This is a genomic window from Spongiactinospora gelatinilytica, assembly GCF_003236385.1.
In the GTDB taxonomy this organism is placed as follows: Bacteria; Actinomycetota; Actinomycetes; order Streptosporangiales; family Streptosporangiaceae; genus Spongiactinospora; species Spongiactinospora gelatinilytica.
Genome location: NZ_POUA01000040.1, coordinates 1 through 23,914, shown reverse-complemented (window position 1 = coordinate 23,914; position 23,914 = coordinate 1). Strand labels below are relative to the sequence as shown.

General features: G+C 71.0%; 23 protein-coding genes. 10 read left to right on the top strand and 13 right to left on the bottom strand.

Annotation, left to right across the window (positions count from 1 at the left end; all coding sequences use genetic code 11):
• The first annotated feature begins 39 nt into the window (after nucleotides 1-39).
• Genes C1I98_RS08115 through C1I98_RS08105 form a run of 3 tightly spaced genes read left to right on the top strand, consistent with a single transcriptional unit; the run spans nucleotide 40 to nucleotide 4,050 of the window.
• The gene (locus C1I98_RS08115) at nucleotides 40-1,608 is read left to right on the top strand and encodes an MFS transporter (protein WP_111166460.1); all 1,569 of its coding nucleotides are present in this window, start codon (nucleotides 40-42) and stop codon (nucleotides 1,606-1,608) included.
• A gap of 53 nt (nucleotides 1,609-1,661) precedes the next feature.
• Nucleotides 1,662-2,597 carry an ACP S-malonyltransferase gene (locus C1I98_RS08110; RefSeq protein WP_111166459.1) on the top strand — a complete coding sequence of 312 codons (936 nt, stop codon included), beginning with the start codon at nucleotides 1,662-1,664 and terminating at the stop codon, nucleotides 2,595-2,597.
• 10 nt (nucleotides 2,598-2,607) lie between these two features.
• A complete protein-coding gene (locus tag C1I98_RS08105; protein WP_111166458.1) occupies nucleotides 2,608-4,050 on the top strand; it encodes an AMP-binding protein in 1,443 nt (480 codons plus the stop codon).
• Here the strand turns inward: C1I98_RS08105 and C1I98_RS08100 are convergent.
• The 5 genes from C1I98_RS08100 to C1I98_RS08080 are packed head-to-tail and all read right to left on the bottom strand — an operon-like array spanning nucleotide 4,031 to nucleotide 10,990.
• Nucleotides 4,031-6,352, bottom strand: a complete 2,322-nt coding sequence (locus C1I98_RS08100; RefSeq protein ID WP_111166457.1) for a penicillin acylase family protein — start codon at nucleotides 6,350-6,352, stop codon at nucleotides 4,031-4,033. The genes C1I98_RS08105 and C1I98_RS08100 overlap by 20 nt on opposite strands.
• Nucleotides 6,258-7,595, bottom strand: coding sequence for a methylaspartate mutase (locus C1I98_RS08095; RefSeq protein WP_111166456.1), 1,338 nt, complete (start codon nucleotides 7,593-7,595; stop codon nucleotides 6,258-6,260). The genes C1I98_RS08100 and C1I98_RS08095 overlap by 95 nt, the downstream gene beginning before the upstream one ends.
• Nucleotides 7,592-8,485: a proline iminopeptidase-family hydrolase gene (locus C1I98_RS08090; RefSeq protein WP_111166455.1), complete on the bottom strand. Its 894-nt coding sequence runs from the start codon at nucleotides 8,483-8,485 to the stop codon at nucleotides 7,592-7,594. Before C1I98_RS08090 ends, C1I98_RS08095 begins: the two co-directional genes overlap by 4 nt.
• A gap of 15 nt (nucleotides 8,486-8,500) precedes the next feature.
• Nucleotides 8,501-9,754 (bottom strand): activator-dependent family glycosyltransferase, encoded by a 1,254-nt coding sequence (locus C1I98_RS08085; RefSeq protein ID WP_111166454.1) that lies wholly within the window; start codon nucleotides 9,752-9,754, stop codon nucleotides 8,501-8,503.
• A gap of 15 nt (nucleotides 9,755-9,769) precedes the next feature.
• Nucleotides 9,770-10,990, bottom strand: a complete 1,221-nt coding sequence (locus C1I98_RS08080; protein WP_111166453.1) for a cytochrome P450 family protein — start codon at nucleotides 10,988-10,990, stop codon at nucleotides 9,770-9,772.
• Between the two features lie 259 nt (nucleotides 10,991-11,249).
• Here C1I98_RS08080 and C1I98_RS08075 point away from each other — a divergent pair, with 259 nt between their 5' ends.
• Nucleotides 11,250-12,470, top strand: coding sequence for an erythromycin esterase family protein (locus C1I98_RS08075; RefSeq protein ID WP_158557959.1), 1,221 nt, complete (start codon nucleotides 11,250-11,252; stop codon nucleotides 12,468-12,470).
• A gap of 9 nt (nucleotides 12,471-12,479) precedes the next feature.
• Here C1I98_RS08075 and C1I98_RS08070 read toward each other — a convergent pair whose 3' ends face one another.
• The 5 genes from C1I98_RS08070 to C1I98_RS08050 form a co-directional block, all read right to left on the bottom strand.
• Entirely contained in the window at nucleotides 12,480-13,595 is a 1,116-nt protein-coding gene (locus C1I98_RS08070; RefSeq protein ID WP_111166451.1) for a DegT/DnrJ/EryC1/StrS family aminotransferase, read from the bottom strand.
• Nucleotides 13,592-14,200, bottom strand: coding sequence for a dTDP-4-dehydrorhamnose 3,5-epimerase (rfbC, locus tag C1I98_RS08065; protein WP_233507443.1), 609 nt, complete (start codon nucleotides 14,198-14,200; stop codon nucleotides 13,592-13,594). Before rfbC ends, C1I98_RS08070 begins: the two co-directional genes overlap by 4 nt.
• 57 nt (nucleotides 14,201-14,257) lie before the next feature.
• Nucleotides 14,258-15,223, bottom strand: a complete 966-nt coding sequence (gene rfbB, locus C1I98_RS08060) for a dTDP-glucose 4,6-dehydratase (RefSeq protein WP_111166450.1) — start codon at nucleotides 15,221-15,223, stop codon at nucleotides 14,258-14,260.
• The gene (gene rfbA, locus C1I98_RS08055) at nucleotides 15,220-16,095 is read right to left on the bottom strand and encodes a glucose-1-phosphate thymidylyltransferase RfbA (RefSeq protein ID WP_111166449.1); all 876 of its coding nucleotides are present in this window, start codon (nucleotides 16,093-16,095) and stop codon (nucleotides 15,220-15,222) included. Before rfbA ends, rfbB begins: the two co-directional genes overlap by 4 nt.
• A 187-nt stretch (nucleotides 16,096-16,282) precedes the next feature.
• A complete protein-coding gene (locus tag C1I98_RS08050) occupies nucleotides 16,283-16,966 on the bottom strand; it encodes a TetR/AcrR family transcriptional regulator (RefSeq protein WP_111166448.1) in 684 nt (227 codons plus the stop codon).
• 148 nt (nucleotides 16,967-17,114) lie between these two features.
• Here C1I98_RS08050 and C1I98_RS08045 point away from each other — a divergent pair, with 148 nt between their 5' ends.
• Complete coding sequence (locus C1I98_RS08045; protein WP_111166447.1) at nucleotides 17,115-18,320, top strand: oxygenase MpaB family protein; 1,206 nt, start codon at nucleotides 17,115-17,117, stop codon at nucleotides 18,318-18,320.
• Between the two features lie 139 nt (nucleotides 18,321-18,459).
• Here the strand turns inward: C1I98_RS08045 and rox are convergent, their stop codons facing one another.
• Both rox and C1I98_RS08035 read right to left on the bottom strand, forming a co-directional pair.
• Nucleotides 18,460-19,899: a rifampin monooxygenase gene (gene rox, locus C1I98_RS08040; RefSeq protein WP_111166446.1), complete on the bottom strand. Its 1,440-nt coding sequence runs from the start codon at nucleotides 19,897-19,899 to the stop codon at nucleotides 18,460-18,462.
• A gap of 141 nt (nucleotides 19,900-20,040) precedes the next feature.
• The gene (locus C1I98_RS08035; RefSeq protein WP_111166445.1) at nucleotides 20,041-20,277 is read right to left on the bottom strand and encodes a winged helix-turn-helix transcriptional regulator; all 237 of its coding nucleotides are present in this window, start codon (nucleotides 20,275-20,277) and stop codon (nucleotides 20,041-20,043) included.
• On the opposite strand from C1I98_RS08035, the gene C1I98_RS08030 reads away from it, so the two are divergent.
• From C1I98_RS08030 to C1I98_RS44930, 3 genes are all read left to right on the top strand, one after another.
• On the top strand, nucleotides 20,253-20,420 hold the full coding sequence (locus C1I98_RS08030) for a zinc-binding dehydrogenase (RefSeq protein ID WP_233507440.1): 168 nt from the start codon (nucleotides 20,253-20,255) through the stop codon (nucleotides 20,418-20,420). The genes C1I98_RS08035 and C1I98_RS08030 overlap by 25 nt on opposite strands.
• 89 nt (nucleotides 20,421-20,509) lie before the next feature.
• Entirely contained in the window at nucleotides 20,510-21,136 is a 627-nt protein-coding gene (locus C1I98_RS08025) for an SAM-dependent methyltransferase (RefSeq protein ID WP_111166443.1), read from the top strand.
• Between the two features lie 34 nt (nucleotides 21,137-21,170).
• Complete coding sequence (locus C1I98_RS44930) at nucleotides 21,171-21,305, top strand: hypothetical protein (RefSeq protein ID WP_267898023.1); 135 nt, start codon at nucleotides 21,171-21,173, stop codon at nucleotides 21,303-21,305.
• A gap of 161 nt (nucleotides 21,306-21,466) precedes the next feature.
• On the opposite strand, the gene C1I98_RS08020 is transcribed toward C1I98_RS44930, so the two are convergent.
• Nucleotides 21,467-21,958, bottom strand: a complete 492-nt coding sequence (locus C1I98_RS08020) for a pyridoxamine 5'-phosphate oxidase family protein (protein ID WP_111166442.1) — start codon at nucleotides 21,956-21,958, stop codon at nucleotides 21,467-21,469.
• A gap of 293 nt (nucleotides 21,959-22,251) precedes the next feature.
• On the opposite strand from C1I98_RS08020, the gene C1I98_RS08015 reads away from it, so the two are divergent.
• Both C1I98_RS08015 and C1I98_RS08010 read left to right on the top strand, forming a co-directional pair.
• On the top strand, nucleotides 22,252-23,106 hold the full coding sequence (locus C1I98_RS08015; protein ID WP_111166441.1) for a lamin tail domain-containing protein: 855 nt from the start codon (nucleotides 22,252-22,254) through the stop codon (nucleotides 23,104-23,106).
• Between the two features lie 306 nt (nucleotides 23,107-23,412).
• On the top strand, nucleotides 23,413-23,871 hold the full coding sequence (locus tag C1I98_RS08010; RefSeq protein ID WP_111166440.1) for a lamin tail domain-containing protein: 459 nt from the start codon (nucleotides 23,413-23,415) through the stop codon (nucleotides 23,869-23,871).
• Nucleotides 23,872-23,914: the final 43 nt, after the last annotated feature.

Sequence of the window (23,914 nt, the reverse complement as noted above, 5' to 3'; positions counted from 1 at the left end):
TCCTATACAAATGATTAAAACACTTGTATAGTCGCCTCCATGACCACCACCACAGCCAAGGCAGGCTGGAAGGAGTGGGTGGGACTGGCCGTGCTGGTCCTCCCCGTGCTGCTCGTCTCGATGGACCTTTCGGTCCTGTTCTTCGCGTTGCCCATGCTCAGCCAGGACCTGACCCCCACCGGTTCGCAACTGCTGTGGATCGTCGACATCTACGGCTTCTTTCTCGCCGGTCTGCTGATCACCATGGGCAGCCTAGGTGACCGGATCGGCAGGAAGCGCCTGCTCATGCTGGGTGCGCTGGCCTTCGGCGGCGCGTCCGTGGTCGCCGCCTACTCCACCAGCGCGGAGATGCTGATCGCCGCCCGCGCCCTGCTCGGGCTGGGCGGGGCCACGCTGGCGCCGTCCACGTTGTCGCTGCTGCGCAACATGTTCCACGACGACGCCCAGCGGCGTACCGCCATCGGCGTGTGGACCGGCGCCTTCTCCGGCGGGCTCGCGATCGGCCCGATCATCGCCGGGGCACTGCTGGAGTTCTTCTGGTGGGGCTCGGTGTTCCTGATCAACGTGCCGGTGATGGTGCTGCTCCTGGTGCTCGGCGCGTTCCTGCTGCCGGAGTTCAAGGATCCCAATCCGGGCAGGTTCGACCTGCTCAGCGCCGTGCTGTCGATGGCGGGCGTGCTCGCGGTCATCTACGGTGTGAAGCAGATCGCCGAGGACGGCGTGACCGACACCTCGCTCATCGCGATCGGGGCCGGGCTGGTCATCGGGCTGATCTTCGTCATCCGGCAGGTCCGGATGACCCACCCGCTGATCGATCCGTCGCTGTTCCGACGCGGGGCCTTCACCGGGTCCATCCTCGCCAACACGATGGTCACCTTCGCCGCGGCCGGGCTGGGCATCCTGGCCGTCCAGTACCTCCAGGTGGTGCTCGGGATCAGCCCGTTCCGGGCCGCGCTGTGGATGCTGCCCACCATCGTCGGCACGATCGTCGGTGTCACCCTGGCGAGCGTGCTGGCCAAGCGGATCAGGCCGGGCCTCGTCATCGGCCTCGGCCTGGTGATCGGCGCGGCCGGGTTCGCCCTGGTCTCGCAGATCCAGGTCGGCTCCTCGGTGGTGGCGCTGCTGACCGGCTACATCATCGTGACACTGGGCCTCGGGCTGGTCATCGCGCTGGCCACCGACCTCATCGTGGCCGCCGCGCCGCCGGAGCGGGCCGGGGCGGCGGCGGCGCTGTCGGAGACCGCGTCGGAGTTCGGCGGGGCGCTCGGCATCGCGACGCTGGGCAGCGTGGCCATCGCGGTCTACCGCGACCAGATGTCCGCGAAGATCCCGGAGCAGCTGACCGGGGAGGCGGCCGATGCCGCCGGCGCGACGCTCGGCGGCGCGGTGGCGGTGGCCGAGCAGGCTCCCCCCGGCGTCAAGCGAACGCTCCTGGAGAGCGCGTTCGAGTCGTTCACCCAGGGGTTCCACTTCGCGGCGTACCTGAGCACCGGCCTGCTGGTGCTCATGGCGATCCTGGTCGTCATCCTGCTCCGCAAGATGCGGATGCCGGACACCGCCTCGGCGGACGCGCAGAGCGCGGCCTCGCCGACCACCACATCGTCATAGGGGGCCACGTTAGGGGTTATGCCGGGTGAGGGCGGCTCGTACGTTTCTGAACTATGGACAACGTAGCCGCGGTCGTCTTCCCCGGCATGGGCCCGATGCCCTTCTCCGACGTCGGCCGGTTCATGCTGCGCGACCCGATCGCCGGAGAACTGGTCGCCGAGGCCGATGACGTGCTCGGCTACCCCCTCCTCGACCGGTACAGCAAGACCGAGGGCGACTACTCCGAGTACGCCCAGGTCGCCTTCCTGATCAACTGCCTGGCGCTGGCGCGGTGGGCCGAGGAGCGCTTCGAGCTCGCGCCGGTGGCCTGCGCCGGCCCGAGCTTCGGCGGCAAGACGGCGGCGGCGTACGCGGGCTGCCTGCCGTTCCGGGATGCCGTGCTGATGACGGCCGGGCTGGCGCGGCTGATGGAGGAGTACTTCGCCACCGAGCACGCCGACCTTGTGACGCACTCCTTCGCCCGCGCCCCGCGCGAACGGCTGGAGGAGCTGCTGGCCGAGCTGGACGGGCGCGGCGACTGGCACGACCTGGCCTGCCATGTGGACGACGACTTCTTCATGGTGTCGCTGCGCGCCGACGTCCTGGAATGGTTCGAGGGACGGTTGCGGGCCATGGGCGCGCTGCCGCTCTACACCATGCGCCCGCCCATGCACTCGGCCCTGTTCGCGCCGCTGCGCGCCCGCGCCGAGGAGGAGGTCATCGGCCCGCTGGAGTTCGCCGATCCGACCTTGCCGGTGGTCTCCGACCACGACGGCTCGCTGATCGCCACGGGGGCCGGGGTGCGGTCGCTGCTGCTCGACGGGTTCGTGCGGGCGATGCGCTGGCCCGGCGTGGTGGACGCACTGCAGGAACTCGGCGTGACCCAGGTGTGCGTGGCGGGCCCGGACGGCCTGTTCGGCCGGGTCCGGCGGACCACCCGGAACTTCGAGGTGCTGGCGGCCACCCCGAAACTCGCGATGCGCCCGGCCGCCGCCAAAGCCACGGTTTGAGGACCATCACATGAACGCGCTGCACGAACGCTTCCTGCGCGGCCTGGCCCTGGCCCCCGATCGGGTCGCGGTGCGGGTGGGCCCCGACGCGATCACCTACCGCGAGCTGCACGCCCGCGCGCTGCTGCGGGCCGGGGCGCTGCCCGCCACGACCGTCGGCGTGCTGGCGGCCAAGTCCGTCGACGCCTACGCCGGCATCCTGGCGGCGCTGTACGCGGGGGCCACGGTCGTCCCGCTGCACGCCGGGTTCCCGGTGGCCCGGCTGGCCGGGATGGTGGCGCAGAGCGGCGTGTCCGCGCTGGTCACCGACGAGGCCGGGGCGGCCGTGCTACCCGCCCTCAAAGCGCTGGCCCCGCAGGTGTACGCACCCGCGCCGGAACGCCCGCTCGCCGGGCCGCGCGGCGCCGACCCCTCCGACGTGGCCTACATCCTGTTCACCTCGGGCTCCACCGGCCGGCCGAAGGGCGTGCCGATCACGCACGCGGGCACCGCCCACTACTTCGGCCTGCTCGACGACCGCTACGACTTCACCCCCGGCGACGTCTTCTCCCAGACCTTCGACCTGAACTTCGACTGCGCCATGTTCGACGTGTTCTGCGCGTGGGGCGCGGGCGGGTCGGTCGTGGCGGTGCCACCGCAGGCGTACCGCAGGATGCCGGAGTTCGTGGCCGGGCACGGGATGACGGTGTGGTTCTCCACGCCGAGCGCCATCGCGCTGGTGCGCAGGACCGGGGGCCTCGCCCCCGGCTCGATGCCCGCGCTGCGCTGGAGCTTCTTCGCGGGCGAGGCGCTGACCTGCGCCGACGCCGCCGACTGGCAGGCGGCGGCGGCGCACTCGACGCTGGAGAACCTGTACGGCCCGACCGAGCTGACCGTCACGATCAGCGCCTACCGCTGGGCGGGCGAGGAGTCCGCGCGGCTGGGCGTCAACGGCGTCGTGCCGATCGGGACGATCCACGACGGACACGACCACCTGATCGTGGACGGCGAACTGTGCGTGGCCGGTCCGCAGATGACCCCCGGCTACGTCGATCCGGCCGACGACGAGGGCCGTTTCCTTTCCCGCGACGGCCGCCGCTGGTACCGGACCGGCGACCGGGTGCGCGAGCTGCCCGGCTGCACGCTTCTGTACCTGGGCCGGCTGGACGGGCAGGTCCAGGTACACGGGCTGCGCATCGAGCTGGCCGAGATCGACCACGCGCTGCGCGGCTGCGCGGGCGTGACCGACGCCGTCACCGTCGGTGTCACCACCGACGGCGGCGTCGAGCTGGTCGCGTTCTACACCGGTACGGCATCCTCGACCGCGAAGCTGGCCGAACAGCTCGGCAGGGTGCTGCCCGCCGGGATGATCCCGCGGCGGTTCCGCCACCTGGAGGACCTGCCGCTGAACCACAACCGCAAGGTCGACAAGGGCGAGCTGCGCGGCCTGGCGGCTACTCTGCTGCGGGGATGAGCGTGAGCCTGCTCTCGGCGTTGCGCTCCACGGCGGCGCGGCTGTAGAGCAGCGGCGCGTAGCCCTCGATGAGGTCGTCGTAGTGCGGGGAGCGGGGGTCGCCCGACTGGCCGGGCGCGCTGGTGAACCGCGAGGCGTCCCAGTCGCCGACGTCCAGCACCATCTTCAGCGCCGCCGCCGTGTGCGAGGTGTACGTGCCCGGCTGGTACTGCGAGGTGTCCACTGTGTACGGCGAGCCGCCGCGCGGGAACGGCCCGAGGTGCGCGCCGAGCGGGTTGGTGAACATCGTGTGGTGCAGCGCGCCCCACCGCCAGGTGGCCGGGTCGTCGCCGAGCCGACCGGCCACCTCGGCGTAGGCGGCCTTGAGCGTGTCGAGCAGCATCGCGTCCCTGACCTTCGCGCCGTCCGGGCCGAACCACCGCGTGGGGTGCTCGATGGCCTCGATGAGCAGCGTCACGTCCGAGCGCGGCAGGATCGCGGCGATGTGCGGCGGCAGCACCTTGGCCAGGAACGCCGGCGTCAGGTGCCGGGTGAACCACGGCTCGAACAGCGCCGCGCCCGCCGAGCCGGCGCTCACCGTGCCGTCGTAGCGGCGCAACAGCGCGAGCGCCCGCCGGGTGGCCGGGTCATCGCCGGTGAGCCGCCGGAGCACGGCCAGCACCCGCCGGGCGGGCGGCGAGACCTGGTCGCCCTGCAACCGCATCGAGTCGGCCAGGGAGTGCCGCCGGTCGGCGGCGAGCACCTGGTCGATGCGCTGCTTGCGGTACGGGGGCTCCCACTCGAAGCCGACGCGCGGCGTGGGCGGCAGGTTGAACTCGTTGGCCGAGCTGATGAACCCCGCGCGGGGGTCGCGGACGCGGGGCAGCCGGGCCCCGTCGAGGAAGCCGCGCCACTCATAGCGGCCGTCGCCCGGGACCGGCAGCAGCCCGTCGTAGCCGGTGCGCAGCGGCGCCAGCCCGCCGGGCACCCAGCCGATCGCGCCGGAGGTGTCGGCGTACACCTGGTTCTCCGGCGGGCCGCCCCAGGTGCGCATGACCTCGGCGAAGTCACGGAAGTCGCGCGCCCGCATCAGGCGCAGGCTGCCGAGGTAGGGGGAGGTGCCGGGTTCCAGCCAGGTGGTGCGCACGGCGTAGGCGAGGTTGCGGGCGGTGTCCACCTTCATGACCGGGCCGTGCCGGGTGAAGGTCAGCTCGACCTCGCGCGGGGCCTCGCCGGCGACCGGCACGGTCTCCTTGACGGTGGTGAAGCGCTCCCAGCGGTCGCCGTACCGGTACCGGCCGGGGTCGGCGGGGTCGAGCCGGTAGACGTACAGGTCCTCCTGGTCCACGCCGAACACCGTCAGCCCGAACGCCACCGTGCCGTTGTGGCCCATGGCCACGCCGGGCAACGCGGGCTCGCCCGCGCCGATCACGTCCAGGCCAGGGGCCGAAAGGTGGGTGAAGTACCGCAGGGCGGGCGCGGTCACCGAGCGGTGCGGATCGGCCGCCAGGATGGGACGGCCGGTGGACGTGCGATGCGGCGCGACCGCCCACGCGTTGCTGCCCTCGGCGGCCGGGGCCTGCGGCGGTACCGTGCGCACCTGGCCGTTCTGCACGGTCACGCCGCTGATGGCCAGCATGTACGGGGTCAGGATGTCGGGGGTCACCGCGCACGGGTCCAGGCCGTCGGGCAGCGTGGTGGTCCACTCGGGCTGGTGCCTGCCCAGGTTCTCGGCCGCGTCGATGCCGCCCGCGCAGACGACCATGGCCCGGATGACCTCGCTGGCGACGTTCAGCGACAGCGCGTTGCTGCGGATCCTGACGACGTCCTCCGGCCGCCAGCGGGCGGGCGCGTACCCCAGCCTGCCGAACTCGGGGGGCAGGGCGGCCGGGTCCAGGGCGTCGATGTAGGCGTTGATGCCCTCGGTGAAGCGGGTGGCGGCCTGCCGCGCCTCCGGCCCGTAGGAGTCCCATTCCCCGCGCATGTCGCCCCGGTACAGGAACAGCCGGGTGGCGCGGTCCTGGGCCAGGTAGGCGGGGCCGAGTACTTCGGAGAGCAGTCCGAGGCCGCGCCTGCGCCACAGGTCGATCTGGAAGAGCCGGTCCCTGGCCGCGGTGTGGCCCTGGGCGAAGAACAGGTCGTCGGTGTTGCGCGCGTACAGGTGCGGCACGCCCCAGCGGTCGGTGATCTGCTGGACGGGGGCGCGCAGCCCGGGTACGGCCCGCGTGTCAGCCGCCGACGCCGGTGACGCCGGCGCGACCGCCGAGGCCAGCAGGCCCGTCAGCGAGATCCCGGCCGCGAGCAGCGGGCGTGAGTGTTTCATGGTGTTCCTCGTCGTCGTAGGTCCGCTGCACGTACGACAGTGCGGCGAGCAGATCGCTGGAGGTGACCGGCCGCGCCGACCCGGTGGTGACCAGCCCGCCGAGCGGCAGCGAGCCGGTGTCGGCCCAGCGGAGCCGGCCGGTGTCGTCGATGAAGCTCCTGGTCCGCCCCTGGTTGTCCGGATGCACGCAGTAGGGGATGTCGAGGTGCCCCTGTTTGAAGGCGAGCAGCAGGGCCTCGCCGAGGTCGCTCGCGCCGTCGAGCACGGCCTCGATCAGGGCCCGCGCCTCGGCGTAGATCTGCGAGTCGGCGGCGGGCACGCGGACGAGCCGGCGGGTCCCGGCGGCGACCTCGCCCGCGTGGGCCAGCGCGGCGACGTTCTCCTCGATGGTGGGGATGCGCCGCGACTCGGCGACGGTCTTGACGATCAGCCGCTCGGAGCCGGTCTCGACGGCCAGCGCGGCGGCCCGGCCGAGCAGCTTCCGGGCGCCGCCGTCCGTGGTGGGGTACATGCCCATGTAGGCGTAGATCACCACATGCCAATTGACGTGCGGCAGCAGTTCGGCGCACAGCCGGCGCAGCGCGAGCACGGCTTCGCGGTCCTGCTCGTGGCTGGTCTGCTGGGCGTAGCTGACCGAGATGTCGCGCAGGCCGTGCTGGGCGAAGAACAGCGCCTCGCACACGCTGAGCGCGACGAGCTGGCTCGGCGGGCAGAGCTGGCCGAGCATGCAGCCGCCGAAGGTCTCCAGGTGCGGCTCGATGCCGATTTCGCGCAGCTCGGCCAGCTTCTCGCAGACGGTGGCCCAGTTGTGGACGGACTGGTGCAGCGGCGTCCGGCCGTACGGCAGGCAGTACGACACCGGGCCGCCCTCGGTCGCGTGCAGGCCGGCGGCGATCGAGGCGAGCACGATGTCCCGCGGGACGGCCGACCCGTGCCGGACCTGCACGGGGAAGTCCGGGCCGGTGATCCCGGCCAGGACCTCGCGGGTGACCTCGGTGGGGTGGGTGGCGATCGGGTAGCCGTTGAGGGGTTCGCCGTCGCGGAGCGCGGCGTGCGCCCGGTCCAGGTGGCCGATCCTGGTGTAGCTGTCCACGGTGATCGTGCCGACCGTGGCGGCGGGGGCCCGCCTGGTGGCCAGCAGCCCGGCGCGCATCCGCTCGGGCGCGCTGAAGCCCATTCTGGGCTGGACCACCAGGGTGCCGCGCCGCGCGGCCTGCCGAACGAATCCCCCGAAACCATTCAAAGCAACCGGTCCAGATAGTCGGTCATGACCTTCAGGAAGTGCTCCGGCTCCTCCAGGTGCGGCACATGGCTGGACTCCTCGAACAGCTCCCAGCGCACGTCCGGAATCCGGTCGTGGAAGGGCTGCACGGTGACAAGGGTGGCCTCGTCGTACCGGCCGCTGATCAGCAGGGTCGGCACCGCGATGTCCGGCAGCACGTCCTCCACCGACCAGTCCCGCAGGGTGCCGATGACGTGGAACTCGTTCGGCCCGTTCATGATGTGGTACACCGTCGGGTTGTCGCGCAGCTCCAGGAAGGTCGCGGTGTACTCGCGCGGCCAGGGGTCCAGCCGGCACACGTGCCGCTGGTGGAAGACCTGCGAGGCGCGGAAGTACTCCTCGCTGTCGGTCGTGCCGGCCGCCTCGTGCCTGCGCAGCGTCTCCTGCACGTCGGGCGGGAGCTGCGCGCGCAGCACCTCCATCTCGCTCAGCCAGGTCGGCATCGAGGCCGGCGAGTTGGCGATGACCAGGCCGCGCAGCCCCGCCGGGCGGCGGGCGGCGTGCGCGGCCGACAGCATGCCGCCCCACGACTGACCGAACAGCACGTAGTCATCGGCGATGCCCAGCTTGGTGAGCAGGTTGTCCAGCTCGTCGAGGAAGAGCTGGACGGTCCAGAAATCCGGGCCCTTGTCCGGCAGGTGGGTGGAGCCGCCGCTGCCGAGCTGGTCGTAGTGGACGACCGGCCAGCCCCGCTCGGCCAGCGCGCACAGCGGGAGCAGGTAGTCGTGGGTGCTGCCGGGCCCGCCGTGGACCACGACCACCGCGGGCCGACCGGCGCGTAGCCGGCCGGTCACCCGGTGCCAGGTCCGGTACGGCCCGAACGGGATCGTTCCCTTGCTGGTCGGGGCCATCACGCTCACCGGCCGTCAGCTCCTGTGCTCGTCGGTCAGCCGCTCCAGTTCGGCGACGAGGGCGGCCGGGGTGGGCTCGGCCAGCAGTTCGCCGCGCAGCCGCGCGGCGTTGTCGGCGAAGGACGGCTCGTCGAGCAGCCGCTGCACGCCCTCGCGTACGATCTGGGCGCTCATCCGCTCCGGGCGGAAGAACAGCCCGGCGCCCTGATTCTCGATCATCCGGCCCTTGACCGGGGTGTCCCACATGTCGGCGATCGTGATCTGCGGCACGCCGTTGATCAGCGCCCCGCCGACCGAGCCGAAGCCGCCGTGGTGGACGGTCGCCCGGCAGGTCGGCAGCAGCGCCTGCAACGGGACGAAGTCCACGATCCTGGTGTTGTCCGGCACCTTCTCCAGGCCCTCGCGCTGCGCCCCGGAGAGCGTGGCGACCAGCTCGATGTCCAGGTCGGCCATCGCCTCGACCAGCTCGGCCGGGGAGAACGGGTCGGCCCCCATGAAGTCCCGGCCGGACAGGCCGAGCGTGAGGCACACGCGCGGCTTGCGCGGCGGCTCCAGCAGCCAGTCCGGGATCACCGAGCGGCCGTTGTAGGGGATGTAGCGCATGCCCAGGGTGGGCACGCCCACGGGCAGCCGCAGGCTCTCGGGCAGCGGGTCGATCGTCCAGTGGCCGGTGATCAGGTGGTCGCCGAAGGGCACGTCGTACCGGGCCGCCGTCCAGGTCAGCCACTCGGCGACCGGGTCCTCGCGGTGCTGCTCGGGCTGCTGGTCGCGCAGCTCGTTGAACACCTTGCGGGCGCTGCCCGGCGCGTCCAGCCCCCACAGCAGGCGGGTGTGCGCGGCGCCGCAGGCCGCCGCGGCGATGCCCCCCGCGTAGGTGTAGGGCTCGGAGATCACCAGGTCGGGCCGCCAGGACCGGGCGTAGGAGACCAGGCCGTCCACCATCGTGTCGTTGTTGGCCGCCATCAGCATGAGCGCGGTCGTCAAGATCTCGAAGTCGAGGGCGTCGGCCCAGGTCGGCGGCTCGTCCCGTTCCTCGTACATCTTCGGGAAGGACACGTTGCCGGCCATCGCGAGATCCTGGCGCATCTGCTGGAGCACATGGTCGGTGCCGACGGGCACCGCGGGCAGGCCGGAGGTCAGGATGTCGTCGGTCAGCATCGGCTGGCTGGCCACCCGTACCTCGTGCCCGGCCGCGCGCAGGGCCCAGGCCAGCGGGACCTGGCTGTAGTAGTGGGACGCCTGCGCGAGCGTCGTCATGAGGACACGCATCGGAAGGTCTCCTTCTCAGAGGGTGGTCACCGCGAGGGTGAGCGGGCCGCGGGTGACCGGGGTGCGCCTGCCGCGCAGTACCGGGCCGTCGCGCCGGATGTCCGGCCCGCTCTCGGCCAGCACGCGCAGCGCGACCTCCGCCTGCCGCTTGGCGAGCGGCGCGACGAACTCGTTCAGCCCGCCGCCGGCCGGGGCCACGACGCCGCGGGTGAGGTCGAACCGCGCCGGCTCGGGGTAGGTCTGCGGGTCGCGGCCCAGCGCCGCGACAACGACCACGACGTGCGTGCCCGCGGGGATGCTCTGACCGGCCAGTTCGACGTCCTGCCTGGCCACGCGCGCCTGGAGCTGGACGGGCGGGTCGTGGCGCAGCGACTCCTCGACGGCGGCGGCGGCCAGTTCGGGCCGCTCGCGCAGGGCCCGCCACTGGTCGTGGTCGTCCAGCAGGGCCAGCGCGGCGTTGCCGGCCAGCCGGGCGGCGGCGTCCACGCCCTCGGCCGACAGCAGCAGCCAGATCGCGCGCAGCGCCTCCCGCTCGGCCGGGGCCGCGCCGCCCGCGACCTCGCCGAGCAGCGCGTCCAGTCCGGCGAAGGCGGCGTCGAGGTCGCGGACGACGTCGAGCCGCTGGGCGGCGAGCAGGCTGTCAGGGATGCGCGCGAGCCGCAGGCACAGTTCGGCGAACCGGTCGTACTCGCCCTCGGGCACACCGATCAGCTTCGCGGTGATCTCGGCCGTGGCCGGACGCAGGACGTCGTTCATCAGGTCGAAGCCGGGCCGCGGCGCGCGGTCGAGGGCCGCCCGGTAGACGCCTGCCATGAGGTCGTCGTGCGCGGCGCACGCCTCCGCCCCGAAGCGTGGCAGCCACAGTTCCTTGTCCGCCCGCCCGGGGACGCGGCCGAAGTAGGGCACCACCTGCGGCGGCACCGGCTTGCCCGCCGGGCCGACCGGCCCGAAGTCCGCGCCGTCCAGCACTCTCGCGGCCACCACCGGGTCACAGGTGACCTGGCTTCCGGCGGCGCTGGCGTGCAGCGGGCCGAGGGCGCGAAGCCGCTCGTAGAGCGGATAGGGATCGTCGGTCTGGCCGCGCAACACCATCGCGTAGGCGTCCGAGCCGTTGGAGCCGAGGAACCACTGCATCGCCCGGGTGGACATCAGGTGCAGCCCGAGCTCGGTGTCGGTGAGGTCCGCGAGCGCGCGTTCCAGTGGCGGTAGTTGCAGCGTGGTGTCCTGGCTGTTCATTGGCGCTCGCCCGCTCCCGATTGTTCGTCAAATCGACGATCACGCGTTTTCCGTCGTCGAAATCTGCCGCCATGCTAGAAACCGGGTGATCGACGCCCAACCCCTAGCCCGCCCCTATTCGTTGGTGGGGCAGGCTGTACCACGGAGACGGGGGAGTCCTGCATGGCACCAATTCAGCCGTTCTTGGATCATGGACTGCGAACGGTCGAATTCCAGCCCAGGAAGGGATCCGATGTCCGGTTCGCCGCAATACTGCGTCATGACCGCGCTCCGGCGCAGCGCATATCCATTGCGTACGACCGAGCCGTACGCGGATCGCAGCGATCTGGAGCCGCTGGGCAAGCTGGTCGCAGACGCGTGCGTGGTGGGGCTCGGCCAGGCGACGCACAACAGCCACGAGTTCTTCACCATGAAACATCGGATCTTCCGGTACCTGGTGGAGAAGCTGGGGTTCACCACGTTCGCGCTGGAGGCGAACTGGAGCGCCGGGCTGCGGCTCAACGACTACGTGCTGCACGGCAAGGGCGACCCACGGCAGATCATGGACGAGGAGTTCCAGGGGTCGTACGTGTTCTGGAACACCCTGGAGCACCTCGACCTCATCGAGTGGATGCGCGCGCACAACGAGCGGCACGAGCGGAAAGTGCAGTTCATGGGGGCCGACATCGGTCACGCGGGCGAGGAGCTGTACGACCGGGTGCTCACCCTCGCGATGCGGCACGCGCCCCGGCTCGGCCGTGAGCTGGCCCCGCTCTACCGTCAGTTGCGGCCCGAGCCAGGGGCCGGCGCCTGGCCCGGCCACTACCTGGCCAAGCCGCTGGAGGAACGCCGCTGGCTGGTCTTCCTGGCCCGCCGCGCGCTCGCCCTGCTGCGCCGCCACCCCTGGCCTGACGCCTGCTCGCACGCCTGGGCGGTCCGCCACGCCAAGGTGATCGCCCAGACCTGGACCCTGTACGCCCACGACCTCGACGACCCCGCCCAGCTCGCGCAGGGACTGCTGCACCGGGACATGGCGATGGCGGAGAACACGGTGTGGTGGCGGCTGCGCACCGGGCACCGGATGCTGCTGTCGGCGCACAACGCGCACGTCGCCTACGAGAGCTTCGACCCGGAGCACTACCCGAGGGTGCTGGGCGCGTTCCTGCGGCAGTACCTCGGCCAGCGGTACGTCAACGTCGGCTTCACCTTCCACCGCGGGTCGTTCAACGCCTGGAACGAGGCCAACAACATGACCAGCTTCACCGTCGGCCCCGCGGCCAGCCACAGCAACGAGCACACCCTGGACCAGATCGACGATGACGATCACCTGCTGGACCTGCGGACCGTGCCGGCCAGGGCGCGGGCGTGGTTACAGGTCCCGCGCCCGACCGGGGTGGTGGGCACGGTGTACCCGGTCGCGGCGCCGCTGATCCGGCTGGCGCACTCCTACGACATGCTGATCCACCTGCGCCGGATCACCGCGGCGCACCTGCTGGCCTGAGCCGGTGTGTCACCAGCCGCGGCGTACGGTCGCAACGATGTGCGCGCGCTGCTCCTCGGTCACCCACCAGCCGACGGGCAGGCAGACGATCCGCCGCGCCACGCGGTCCAGGCCGGGCAGCAGCGCGGAGTAGCGGCGGACGCAGGAGTGGGTGTCGTTGCGCTCGTGGACGTTGCTGACCATGATCTGGGCCTCGTCCATGCGCTTCATGAAGCCGGCCCGGTCCTCGACCTTGATCGGGTAGATCCAGAACGACGACCGGCGGTCCTGCGCCCGCTCGGTCAGCTCCAGCCCCGGCACGCCGGCGAGTTCCCGGTCGTAGTAGGCGGCGTTGGCCTGGTGCCGGGCCACGACCTCCTCGGCCCACGCCATGTTCGCCAGCCCCATGGCGGCGTTGATGTCGGTCATGTGGAACTTGTAGCCCCACTCGGCGACGTCCGGCGGGTTGCGCAGCCGGTCGGCGGAGCGGCTGATGCCGAACCAGCGCAGCAGCGTGGCCCGCTCGTGCGTCTCGTCGTCCGGCAGTACCAGCGCCCCGCCGTCGCCGCAGGTCAGGTGCTTGATCGCTTGGAAGCTGAACACCGCCGTGTTGCCGTGCGTGCCGAGCCGGCGGTCCTGGTAGGTGGCCCCCCAGGCGTGCGCGCAGTCCTCGATCACCTTCGGGCGGAACCCGAAGGCCGCCTCGGCGTCGTCGAGGATCGCCGAGAGCCGCTGGAGATCGACCGAATACCCGGCGAAGTGGACGACGATGATGGCGCGGGTGCGCGGGGAGATCTTGCGGGCCAGGTCGTCGAGATCGACGTTGAGCGTGGCGGGGTCGATGTCGACCCACTTGATGTGCAGCCGGTTGGCCAGGATGGCCCAGTTGGTGGCCTCCATGGTCAGCGGCGTGGAGAGCACTTCGCCCTCGTCGTCGTCGCGGCCCCGCGCCGCCATGTGCAGTGCCAGGTGCAGCCCCGAGGTGGCGCTGTTGACCGTGGCGACGCGCGGGTTGCCGATCCGGTCGGCGAGCGCCCGCTCGAACTCGGCGACCTTGGCGCCCTGGCCGATCTGGCCGCTGCCGACGACCTCGGCGACCGCGCCGGGAGCGGACTCCGACATGGCGACCTTGAAAAGCGGGATCATCGCGGTGCTCCTGAGGCGAGTTCGGCGTATCGGGCCTGGCAGTCGGCGTAGGAGGGCAGGATGCCGAGCCGCGCGGCCTCCTTCAGGGACGGCGCGGCGCGGTCCTTGCCGGAGAGCACGGGCTCGTGGTCGCGCGGCCAGGGCAGGTCGAGGTCCGGATCCAGCGGGTTCACCTCGAACGACGACTGCGGCGACCACGTATTTGAACACAGGTAGACGACGGTGGCCTGCTCGGTGAGCGGCGCGAAGCCGTGCGCGAGCCCTTCGGCCAGGTACAGCGCGTGCCGATCGTCCTCGCCCAGCTCGACCGCGACGTGCTCGCCGTAGGTCGGCGAGCCCTCCCGGATGTCCACCACGATGTCGCGGATGGCGCCGTTCGGGCAGCTCACGTACCGGGCCTGGCCGGGCAGGTGGATCGCGTGCAGGCCGCGGATCGTGCCGCGGGCGGAGACCGAGCAGTTGACCTGGGCCACGTTCATCGGGTGGCCGACGGCCTCGGTGAAGACGGGCTGGCTGAAGACTTCCAGGAACAGTCCTCTGGAGTCGGGAAAGACCTTGGGTTCGATGAGGTACGCCCCACCGATGCCGAGTTCGCGAATCCGCATGTGATCCCCTCCTTTTGCGGCGTTATGGTGGGTCGCCCCGCTCGGCGGCGGCAACCCCTAGGGCACCCTTAGGCGGTTCTTGAGCGCTTCCCACCAGGGCCGATTGCTCCGGTACCACTCGACCGTCTCGGCCAGGCCCTTCTCGAAGTCCACGGCGGGGTGGTATCCCAGCTCGGTGCGGATCTTGGTGTGGTCCACGGAGTAGCGGCGGTCGTGGCCCTTGCGGTCCTCGACGTACTCCACGCGCTCCCACCCGGCGTCGCAGGCGGCCAGCAGCAGGCCGGTCAGCTCGCGGTTGGTCAGCTCGGTGCCGCCGCCGATGTTGTAGACCTCGCCGGGCCGGCCGGCCTGGCGTACCAGCTCGATGCCGGCGACGTGGTCGGCGACGTGCAGCCAGTCGCGCACGTTCAGGCCGTCGCCGTACAGCGGCACGGTGCCCCCGTCGAGCAGGCGGGTGACGAACAACGGGATGACCTTCTCCGGGAACTGGTAGGGCCCGTAGTTGTTGGAGCAGCGGGTCACGCGGACGTCCAGCCCGTACGTGCGGTGGTAGGCGAGCGCCACCAGGTCGGAGGACGCCTTGGACGCCGAGTACGGCGAGTTCGGCGACAGCGGCCGGTCCTCCCGCCAGGAGCCCTCGGCGATGGACCCGTACACCTCGTCGGTCGAGATGTGCACGAACGTGCCCAGCCCGTGCCGGACGGCGGCGGCGAGCAGCGTGTGCGTGCCGGTCACGTTGGTGCGCAGGAACTCGTCCGCCCCGCTGATCGACCGGTCTACGTGGGATTCGGCGGCGAAGTGGACCACCTGGTCGTGCCCGGCCACCAGTTCGCCGACGAGGGCGGCGTCGCAGATGTCGCCGCGCACGAACGTGAACCGGCCGCGGACGGGGTCCAGGTTGGCCGGGTCGCCGGCGTAGGTGAGCTTGTCCAGGACCGTCAGCGTGCAGTCGTCCCGCTCGGCCAGGGTGCGTACGTAGTGCGAGCCGATGAACCCGGCCCCGCCGGTGATGAGGATCCTCATCCGCGGAAACTGCTCGCGATGTTCATCACGTACTGGCCGTAGCCGGACCCGGCCTGCGCGGCGCCGAGCCGGTGGCACTGCTCGGCGTCGATGAAGCCCATCCGCAACGCGACCTCCTCCAGGCAGGCGATGCGCACGCCCTGGCGGAGTTCGATGGTCTGCACGTACTGTCCGGCCTGGAGCAGCGCCTCGGGGGTGCCGGTGTCCAGCCAGGCGAAGCCGCGGCCGAGATCGACCAGCCGGGCCCGGCCCTGCCGCACGTAGGCCAGGTTCACATCGGTGATCTCCAGCTCGCCCCGGCCGGACGGCCTGAGGTTCTTGGCGATGTCGATGACGTCGTTGTCGTAGAAGTACAGGCCGGTGACGGCCCGGTTGGACCTTGGCCTTTCGGGTTTCTCCTCGATGGAGATCAGCCGGCCGCTCGCGTCGGTCTCGCCCACGCCGTACCGGCCCGGGTCGCTGACCGGGTAGCCGAACAGCACGCAGCCCGACACGTCGCGCACGTTCTCCTCCAGGACATCGGAGAACGAGGGTCCGTGGAAGATGTTGTCGCCGAGGATGAGCGCGGCCGGCCCGCCGCCGATGTGGTCCGCGCCGAGCAGGAACGCCTGCGCGATGCCGTCGGGCGACTCCTGGGCCGCGTAGGTGATGTTCAGGCCGAACTGCGCGCCGTCGCCGAGCAGCCGGACGAAATTCGGCACCTGGTCGGGTGAGGAAATAAGGAGGATGTCCCGAATTCCGGCCAGCATGAGAACCGAAATCGGGTAGTAAATCATCGGCTTGTCGCTCACCGGGAGCAGTTGTTTGGAAACCGCGACGGTGATCGGGTGCAGCCGCGTTCCCCGACCTCCGGCGAGGACGATTCCTTTCACGGCCAATTACCTTCTCTCCTCCGTGGAAGCACCTCACGCTAAGCGGCCCCGCAGGGGACCGGCAAGGTCGGCGGCGGCGGAGAGGGGGCGCATTAGGGGTCGGGCCGCAACCGGCGTGCCACCGGACCCCTACGCGCGATGAACGACCCTTATGCGGGGTGTCGCCCGCCTTCGGAGCGGTCGTTTATCAGTCGTTCATCGGTCGGTCGGTGGTCGTCCAGTCGTCGGACGGTACGGCGTCGCGGGCTCGGGCCGCGACGGTGGCGGCCTGGGCGAGGGCGTTTCGCAGGATCGGCGCCAGCGGCCGGTCCAGGCCCACCGACGCCCACTGTTCGATGGCCGTCCACATGGTGTTCAGCCACACCGCCGCCGTGGTCCGCGCCCGGAAGTCGCGGTCTTCGCCCTCGGGCAGGTGGGCGCGCAGCAGTTCGGTGAGCGAGTCGGTCCAGCGGATCGTCCACATGGCCCGGGGGGTGTGGAAGTTGGGTGAGCGGACCGCGCGCAGGATGCGCGCCCTGTTGTACTCGTCGGCCGCGAACCGGTCGAGGGCGTCGAGCGTGCCCGCCACCCACGCCTCGGCCAGGCCGTGCCCCTGGGCCAGCTTCGCGGCGACCCGGTCCATGTGGTCGGGGATGGCGTTGCCCAGGTCCAGGTAGATGACGTCGGCCTTGGTCTTGAAGTACCGGAAGAAGGTGCTCACCGAGATGTCCGAGCGCTCGGCGATGGCCTCGGCGGTGGTCTTCTCGAAGCCGCCGCCCTCCTCGCCGCCGTTCTCCTCGAACAACAGCGCCGCCTCGCGGATGATCAGTTGGCGCTGACGGTCCCTGCGCCGCTGCGCGGGCGTCGAACCCTGTGCGTGCTCCGCGGCCATGCGGCTCCTTCCCCAGGTGGGCGGACGGGTGGATCAGGCGTCATCGTAGCGTCCCTTGGGCTGCGACTCATATCATATTGACAGTACTCTCATTTCGGGAGAATGATCAAACGGTAGTCATCCCGAAGAGCACGAACGGAGCGGACTCATGACGCAAACCGACCAGGGCGTGCAGGTTCCCGGCCGTGTGGTCGATCTGGACCGCGCGCGCGAGCGGCACGGCGAGAAGGCCGACCGCATGGTGCGACTGCTCGGGGTGGGCGATCCGCTCGCGGACGCCGTCATCGCCGAGCTGGACGCGCTGGGCAAGGAGGGCCGCCGCGCGCTCAACGCCGGCCTCGCCGACGGCCTGGCGAGCCTGACCGACGCTCCCCCGGCCATCGCCGCGTTCCTGCGGCAGATGGAGACCGTGCCCGCGTGGGCGGACCCCGAGATGATCCGGCGCGGCGAGACCGCCGCGCTGTCGGTTCCGCTGCTGTGGTTCGAGCTGTCGGCCATGGCCACGGCCCTGGTACACACCTATTCGTCGCCCGCCATCGCCAGGCTGCTGGTCCAGACGGGCAGGCTGACGACGATGGCCCCCCGGCGGCTGGCCGAGACCGGCATGTGGACGGCACAGGCCACCATGCCCGGCGGGCTGCTGCGCGGCGCTCCCGGGTACCTGGCCACCGCCCAGGTCCGGCTGCTGCACGCGCGGATGCGGCACGGCGCGCTCAAGCGCGGATGGGACACCGCCGAGTGGGGCGTCCCGATCAACCAGGTCGATGTGGCCCGCACCTGGCTGGACTTCGCCCTGATCAGCTACCAGGCCATCGCCGCGCTCGGCTTCGAGCTGACCGAGGCCGAGCAGTACGGCATGTACGAGTATTGGCACTACATCGGCTACCTGCTCGGGCTCGAAGACGAGAGCTTCTACCGCGACGTCACCGGCCACGAGGGCGCCGCGGAGCTGATGCACCTGTTCGACGTGACCAAGCACGCGCCGGACGACAACTCCCGCGCCCTGACCGCCGCCATGATCGAGGCCCAGGTGCAGACCCTGGCCGCCCACCCGCAGCCGCTCATGTCATCCGCCGACCTCACCCGGCTCGTCCACGCCATCCTCCGCAGCGCCTACGGCGACGAGCTGTCCGAGCAGCTCGGCATCCCCGAATCCGCGGCGATGCCGTTCCTGACGCTGACCCGGCAGGGCAACAGGGACGCCCGGCGCCTCCAGATCGGCGACCCCGCGGTCGCCGCCCGCGCCATCGAGGAGAACGTCGCCATCCGCGCGGCGGTGCTCCAAGCGGCGTCCGCCGCCCCGGACGGCACCACCTACCAGCAGCACGTCCAGAGCGGCCTGCCCGACGACTGACCCGATCACGAAAGCGGGCACCACCGAGACCGCGCCGGCCGCGCGCCGGGGCGGTCGCGGCGGCATGACGGAGGCGAGCACAGCGCCCTTCGCTCGTCGGCGTGCCCTGATCCAGCACCTGCGGGTCGCATCGGCCTGGTCAGGCCGTCGTGGCGGGGCCGAACCAGCGGGGCAGGTGGGCGAGCAGGTCGTGCCGGGCGTCGCCGGTCCAGGCGACGTGGCCGTCCGGGCGGAGCAGTACGGCGGGCGCGTCGAGTTCCTCGCTGACGTCGATGACGTGATCGACGCGATCCGCCCAGCCCGCGACCGAGAGGCGGCCGGTCTGGTCGAGGAGCAGCCCGCGGCCGGTGCGGGTCAGCTCGTACAGGCGGCCCCGCTTCAGCGTCACGTCCCGCAGCCGCCGCCCGACCAGGTCATGATCGTCCTCGGCCGCGCCGAAGTCGTAGCGGAGGCCGATCGCGGTGATCTTCTCGATCAGGTGCCGGTTCACCGCCTCGAAGTCCATGAGTTCGGACAGCAGCCTGCGTACCGCCTGCGGCCCCGGTTCGGTGGACAGCAGTTCCATCTGGGCGCGGGTGTTGTCCAGGACGGCGGCGGCCACCGGCCGGCGTTCGGTGGCGTAGCTGTCCAGCAGGTCGGCGGGGGCCCAGCCGGCGATCTCGGCGGCGAGCTTCCAGCCCAGGTTGAAGGCGTCCTGGACGCCGAGGTTGAGCCCCTGCCCGCCGGTCGGCGGGTGGATGTGCGCCGCGTCCCCGGCCAGCAGCACCCGCCCGGACCGGTAGCGCTCGGCCAGCCGGGTGGCGTCGCCGAACCGGGACAGCCAGCGCGGCGAGCGCGCGCCGAAGTCGGTGCCCGCGGTCGCCAGCAGCCGGCGCCGGAACTCCTCGATGGTCGGCGGAACCGTACGGTCCTCGGCCACCCCCTCGGCGGGCACGCCGACCCGGTACACGCCGTCGCCGAGCGGCATGGCCCCGAACCGCAGTTGGGTGGCGCGGACCCGCGTGACGACGGCGGCGATCTCCTCCGGGTCCTCGGTCAGCTCCATCTCACCGAGCAGCGTCTCGACCTTGGTCGGCTCCCCGGGGAAGCCGATGCCGAGCAGCCTGCGCACCGTACTCCGGCCGCCGTCGCAGCCGACCAGGTAGCGGCAGCGCAACCGCGTGCCGCCGGCGACCTCGGCGGTCACCCCGTCGTCATCCTGGCTCAGCCCGGTCAGCTCGTGGCCGCGCCGGATCTCGGCCCCCAGCTCGGCGGCCCGCTCGGCCAGCAGGCGATCGGTGATGGTCTGCGGGATGCCGAGGAGGTAGGGGTGCGCGGTGTCCAGCCCGCCGGGCGCGGACTTGGTGATGCCCGCGAAGCCGCCCCTGAGCGGGTACCGGGTGCCGTGCGCGAGGAACCGTTCCAGCATCCCGCGCTGGTCCATCACCTCAAGGCTGCGTACGTGCAGGCCGAGCGAGCGGACGTACGGGGCCGGCTCCGCGTCCTTCTCCAGCACCACCACGCGCACGCCGTGCAGGCGCAGCTCGGCCGCCAGCATCAGGCCGGTCGGCCCGCCACCGGCAATGATCACATCGAACATGAACCGCCCCGTCCCCTGAGGTCGTCGCCTTCCGGCCGACGATTCTGCGGCACGACCGGGGTCTTGCCGCAAGCCCCCCGCTGCGCTATAGCTTGAAAGTGGCGGGGTCGGCGCGTTCGCATCGCGCGGCCTGCCGGCGGGCTAGGCGCCGCGGGCGTCGCACTCCTCCCGGTTGGCCGGCACCTCGTCCATGTGGGTCTCCGCCCAGCCCTTGATCAGGCGCATCACGTCGTAGAGGGATCGTCCGAGGTCGGTCAGCTCGTAGGTGACCGTGACCGTGACCGGGACGGTCGGCGTCACCGTGCGGGTGAGCAGTCCGTCGCGTTCGAGGGCACGCAGGGACCGTCCGCGTGGTGTCGGTGCGGCCCGACGGCGCACGGCTCGCCGGGCTGCTCGCCGCCGCCGCGGAGGGCCGCCTCCCGGCGCGAGTGCACGCCGTCGTACCGCTCGGCGAGGTCGCCTCCGCCCACCGCGCGGTCGCCAAGGGCGGGGTGCGCGGAAAGTACGTGCTTCAGCCCTAGGGCACGGCTCCTCCAGCGCCCGGGGCCGTGACCCGCCAAACTAGAGGCACTTGGCAGCCTGCGTTCCCGCCCCCTGGACGGAGCTCGTTATGACGATCGGTACGAACGAGGCGAACATCGCGCGCGTCTATGACTACGTTCTCGGCGGTAAGGACAATCTCGCCGCGGATCGGGCCGTGGGCGACGCGATCATGGCCAAGGCGCCCCATGTCCGGATGCTGGCGTGGGAGAACCGGCGCTTCCTGGTCCGGTCGGTGCGGCGGCTGGTGGGCCATCATCGGGTCCATCAGTTCCTCGACATCGGCTGCGGCCTGCCGACCCAGGAGAACGTGCACGAGGTGGCGCAGGCGCTCGCCCCGCAGACCAAGGTCGTCTATGTGGACAGCGACCCGGTGGTGATCGCCCACGGGCGGGCCCTGCTCACCACCAACCCGGGCACCGCGATGCTGGAGGCCGACCTGCGCGACCCCGACCTCATCCTGCGGCGCGCGGCCGAGACCCTGGACTTCGACCGGCCCATCGCGCTCATGATGATCGCGATCCTGCATTTCTTCCCTGACGACACGGGCGTCCACGACATCGTGCGGCGGCTGGTGGACGCCCTGCCCTCCGGGTCGTACCTGGTGATCTCGCACGTCGAGCGGCAGCCGCGGCTGGAGAAGATCGTCGCAGGACTACGCCGTCCCCGGCGCCCGGCCGGTCTTCCGGGACGATGAACAGCTCGCCGCGTTCTTCACCGGCACGAGCCCGGTGGAGAAGGTGCAGCCGATCAACCACATCCTCCCGGACGCCGCGCGCACCCCGGACGACTCCGCGCCCTTCCCCCACGACGGCGACCCACCGGCACCGATACCGGTGCTGGGCGGCATCGGCCGCAAGCCGTAAGACCCGCCGCCGCCGGGGCCGGCGGCATCGGGGAATCGACCGGCCTGCCGTTGGAGCCGACGGGTGGCCTGGCCCTACGACGGCTGCGGCAGCCGCAACCGCTCGGCCGCCCGGCCGCCCGGCCGAAGTGCGGCTCCTGCGGTGTCGCCAGGGGCGCGTACCTATGTCCGCCGCACGCGGTGTAGTGGGTGGCCGGGCCGCCAGAGGTCGATGACCATCTCGTCGCCCTCGATCCGGATGACGGCCACCTCGTCAATGTCGGCCGTGAAGAAGTGCGACCCCTCGAAAGCGTCAGGGGCGATGCCGCGCGCAGCCCACATCGACGCGATCCGCTCCGGGTCGGTGATCTCGATCGCGCGCCCGGACAGTTTCACGTCGCCCACCGTGGTGGCCGGGTCGTCGGCGTCGAGCAGCACCGGCGGGCCGTGCAGCGCGAAGCGCGGATCGCGCTGCAAATCGCGGGCCTTCAACGCGCCGGGCATCGACCCGAACCACAGGTCGGCGCCGACGATGTCGGCCTCGATGCCGCTGATCCGCGGCGAGCCGTCCTTCCGCAGCGTCGCGATGGTCTTGTGCTTGTGCGACTCGAACGACTCCCGGGCCCGGGCGGCGAACTCCGGCGCCGATTCGGCGAACTCACCCCAGCCGGCCATGCGGCCCCTCCTTCGCGTGATCGTCATATGTCAGACCCAGCCTGTCACAGGGGACCGACAGTTCGGCCTTCCCCGGAGGGCGCGAGCAACATGTGAATAATATTCAGAAACGGTCGGGCTCCATCTGATCAGGATATATTCGAGATGCCGACGCGGCTTGTAATCCGCTTACCAGATGCTTTTTGTCAAGGCGCGGACATCCACTTGACAAACCACCCTGATCATCGTGTAACCAATATCAAGACAAGCACCTCCATTTTTCTGATCCACTGATCACTGGCGCAGGAGGTTCGATGAGCACCGCCACTACTTCCGGTTCTTGGCCGTCGATGAGCACCACCCCGCCCAACCTCGACGGATTGGGGACCGCGCACGTCACCTGGGGCATTCCCGCGGGCGGCGGCAAGAGCGGCTACGTCTTCCAGGGCGGCGGCGTCCAGGTGCGCACCGACGGCACCGAATTCACGCTGGGCACCTTCACCCACGAGAACTTCCCCATCCAGGCGATGCCGCAGCCGCAGTTCGATGTGGACCTGGCGGTACGGGTGGCCTTCGAGGACGGCACCGAAGCCGACTTCACCTTCCGTTTCCACCACAACGAGACGCCGAACACCGGCCCGGCCCCCGACGACATCGTGGACCTGCCGACGTTCGTCTCCCCGCAGACCGTCACCATCGACGGGGAGCAGTACGGCGTGGTCATCAGCGGATTCAAGCAGGGCGGGCAGGTCGTCCGGCAGTTCATCAGCCCGGAGAACGGTGCCAACAGCGCCGACGTGGTGGCCATCTTCGCCCACGCCGGGCGGCCCGACGTGCACATCACGACGGTCCGCAACAAGGGCGAGGTGAAGTACACCCAGGCCGACGAGTACGTGGAAATCGTCAACCGGGGCACGGCGGCCGGCAACATCTCCGGCTGGACGCTCGGCGCGGACGACGCCGGCCAGGACTTCGTGTTCCCCCCTGGCACGGTCCTGCAACCGGGGCAGCGCATCCGCGTCTACACCAACGAAGTGCATCCCGAATGGGGTGGCTTCGTCTACGGCAGCAAGCGCCCCATCTGGAATGACAAGGGCGACTCCGCCAAGCTGAAGGACAGCGGCGACAACGTCGTCTCGGAGTACGGCTACGGTAGCAAGGCCCCCTGACGGTTGTAAATCAGATAATGCGCTGAGCGGCACAAAGGAGCAAGGCGGCTTTCGGGGATCCGCCTTGCTCTTCGTGTGCGCGTCTGCTCGCGGGTCAGGCCGCCGTATCACCTTACAGCGCCCTTTCCCGATTGCCGTCCCGGTGAGTAATCGCTCTTCGCCTGTGTGATCGCGGCACCGGAGGTATCCAGCAAAACCGGTGAAAAGTTCACCGAGCCGCCAACCAGGTCGTTCTCCCCGTAAACGACATGTCGCGATGCCGCGTCTTCTCTCCGTCAAGAGCCCTTGGATATACAGGAGATCCAGATGCGTCTTTCCCGCGCCGCGGCCGGCGTGTTAGGCACCGCCGCCGTCGCCCTGCCCCTGATCGCGGCCCCCGCGCAGGCCACCGCCGCCCCTGCGGTCCAGGTCGCGAAGGTGTACTACGACTCGCCGGGCGTGGACCGCCGTTCCAACAGCAGCCTGAACGGCGAGTACGTGGTCATCAAGAACGTGACACGGACCACGAGGAAGATCGGCGGCTGGATCGTCCACGATGAGACCGGCTACAAGTACCGGTTCCCGGCGGGCACGGTGATCAAGGGCGGGGAGTCGATCACGATCCGCACCGGAAGCGGCCGGAGCGGCACGTCCACCCACTACTGGGGCCGCAAGCAGTACGTGTGGAACAACGACGCCGACACCGCGACCCTGCGCAGCAACACCGGCAAACTACTCGACTCCTGTAGCCATGACAGCACCCGCCGGGACTACGTCATCTGCTGACCCGTTTCTGTCGGCCCCACCGGCTAGGCTCACCCCACTCGGC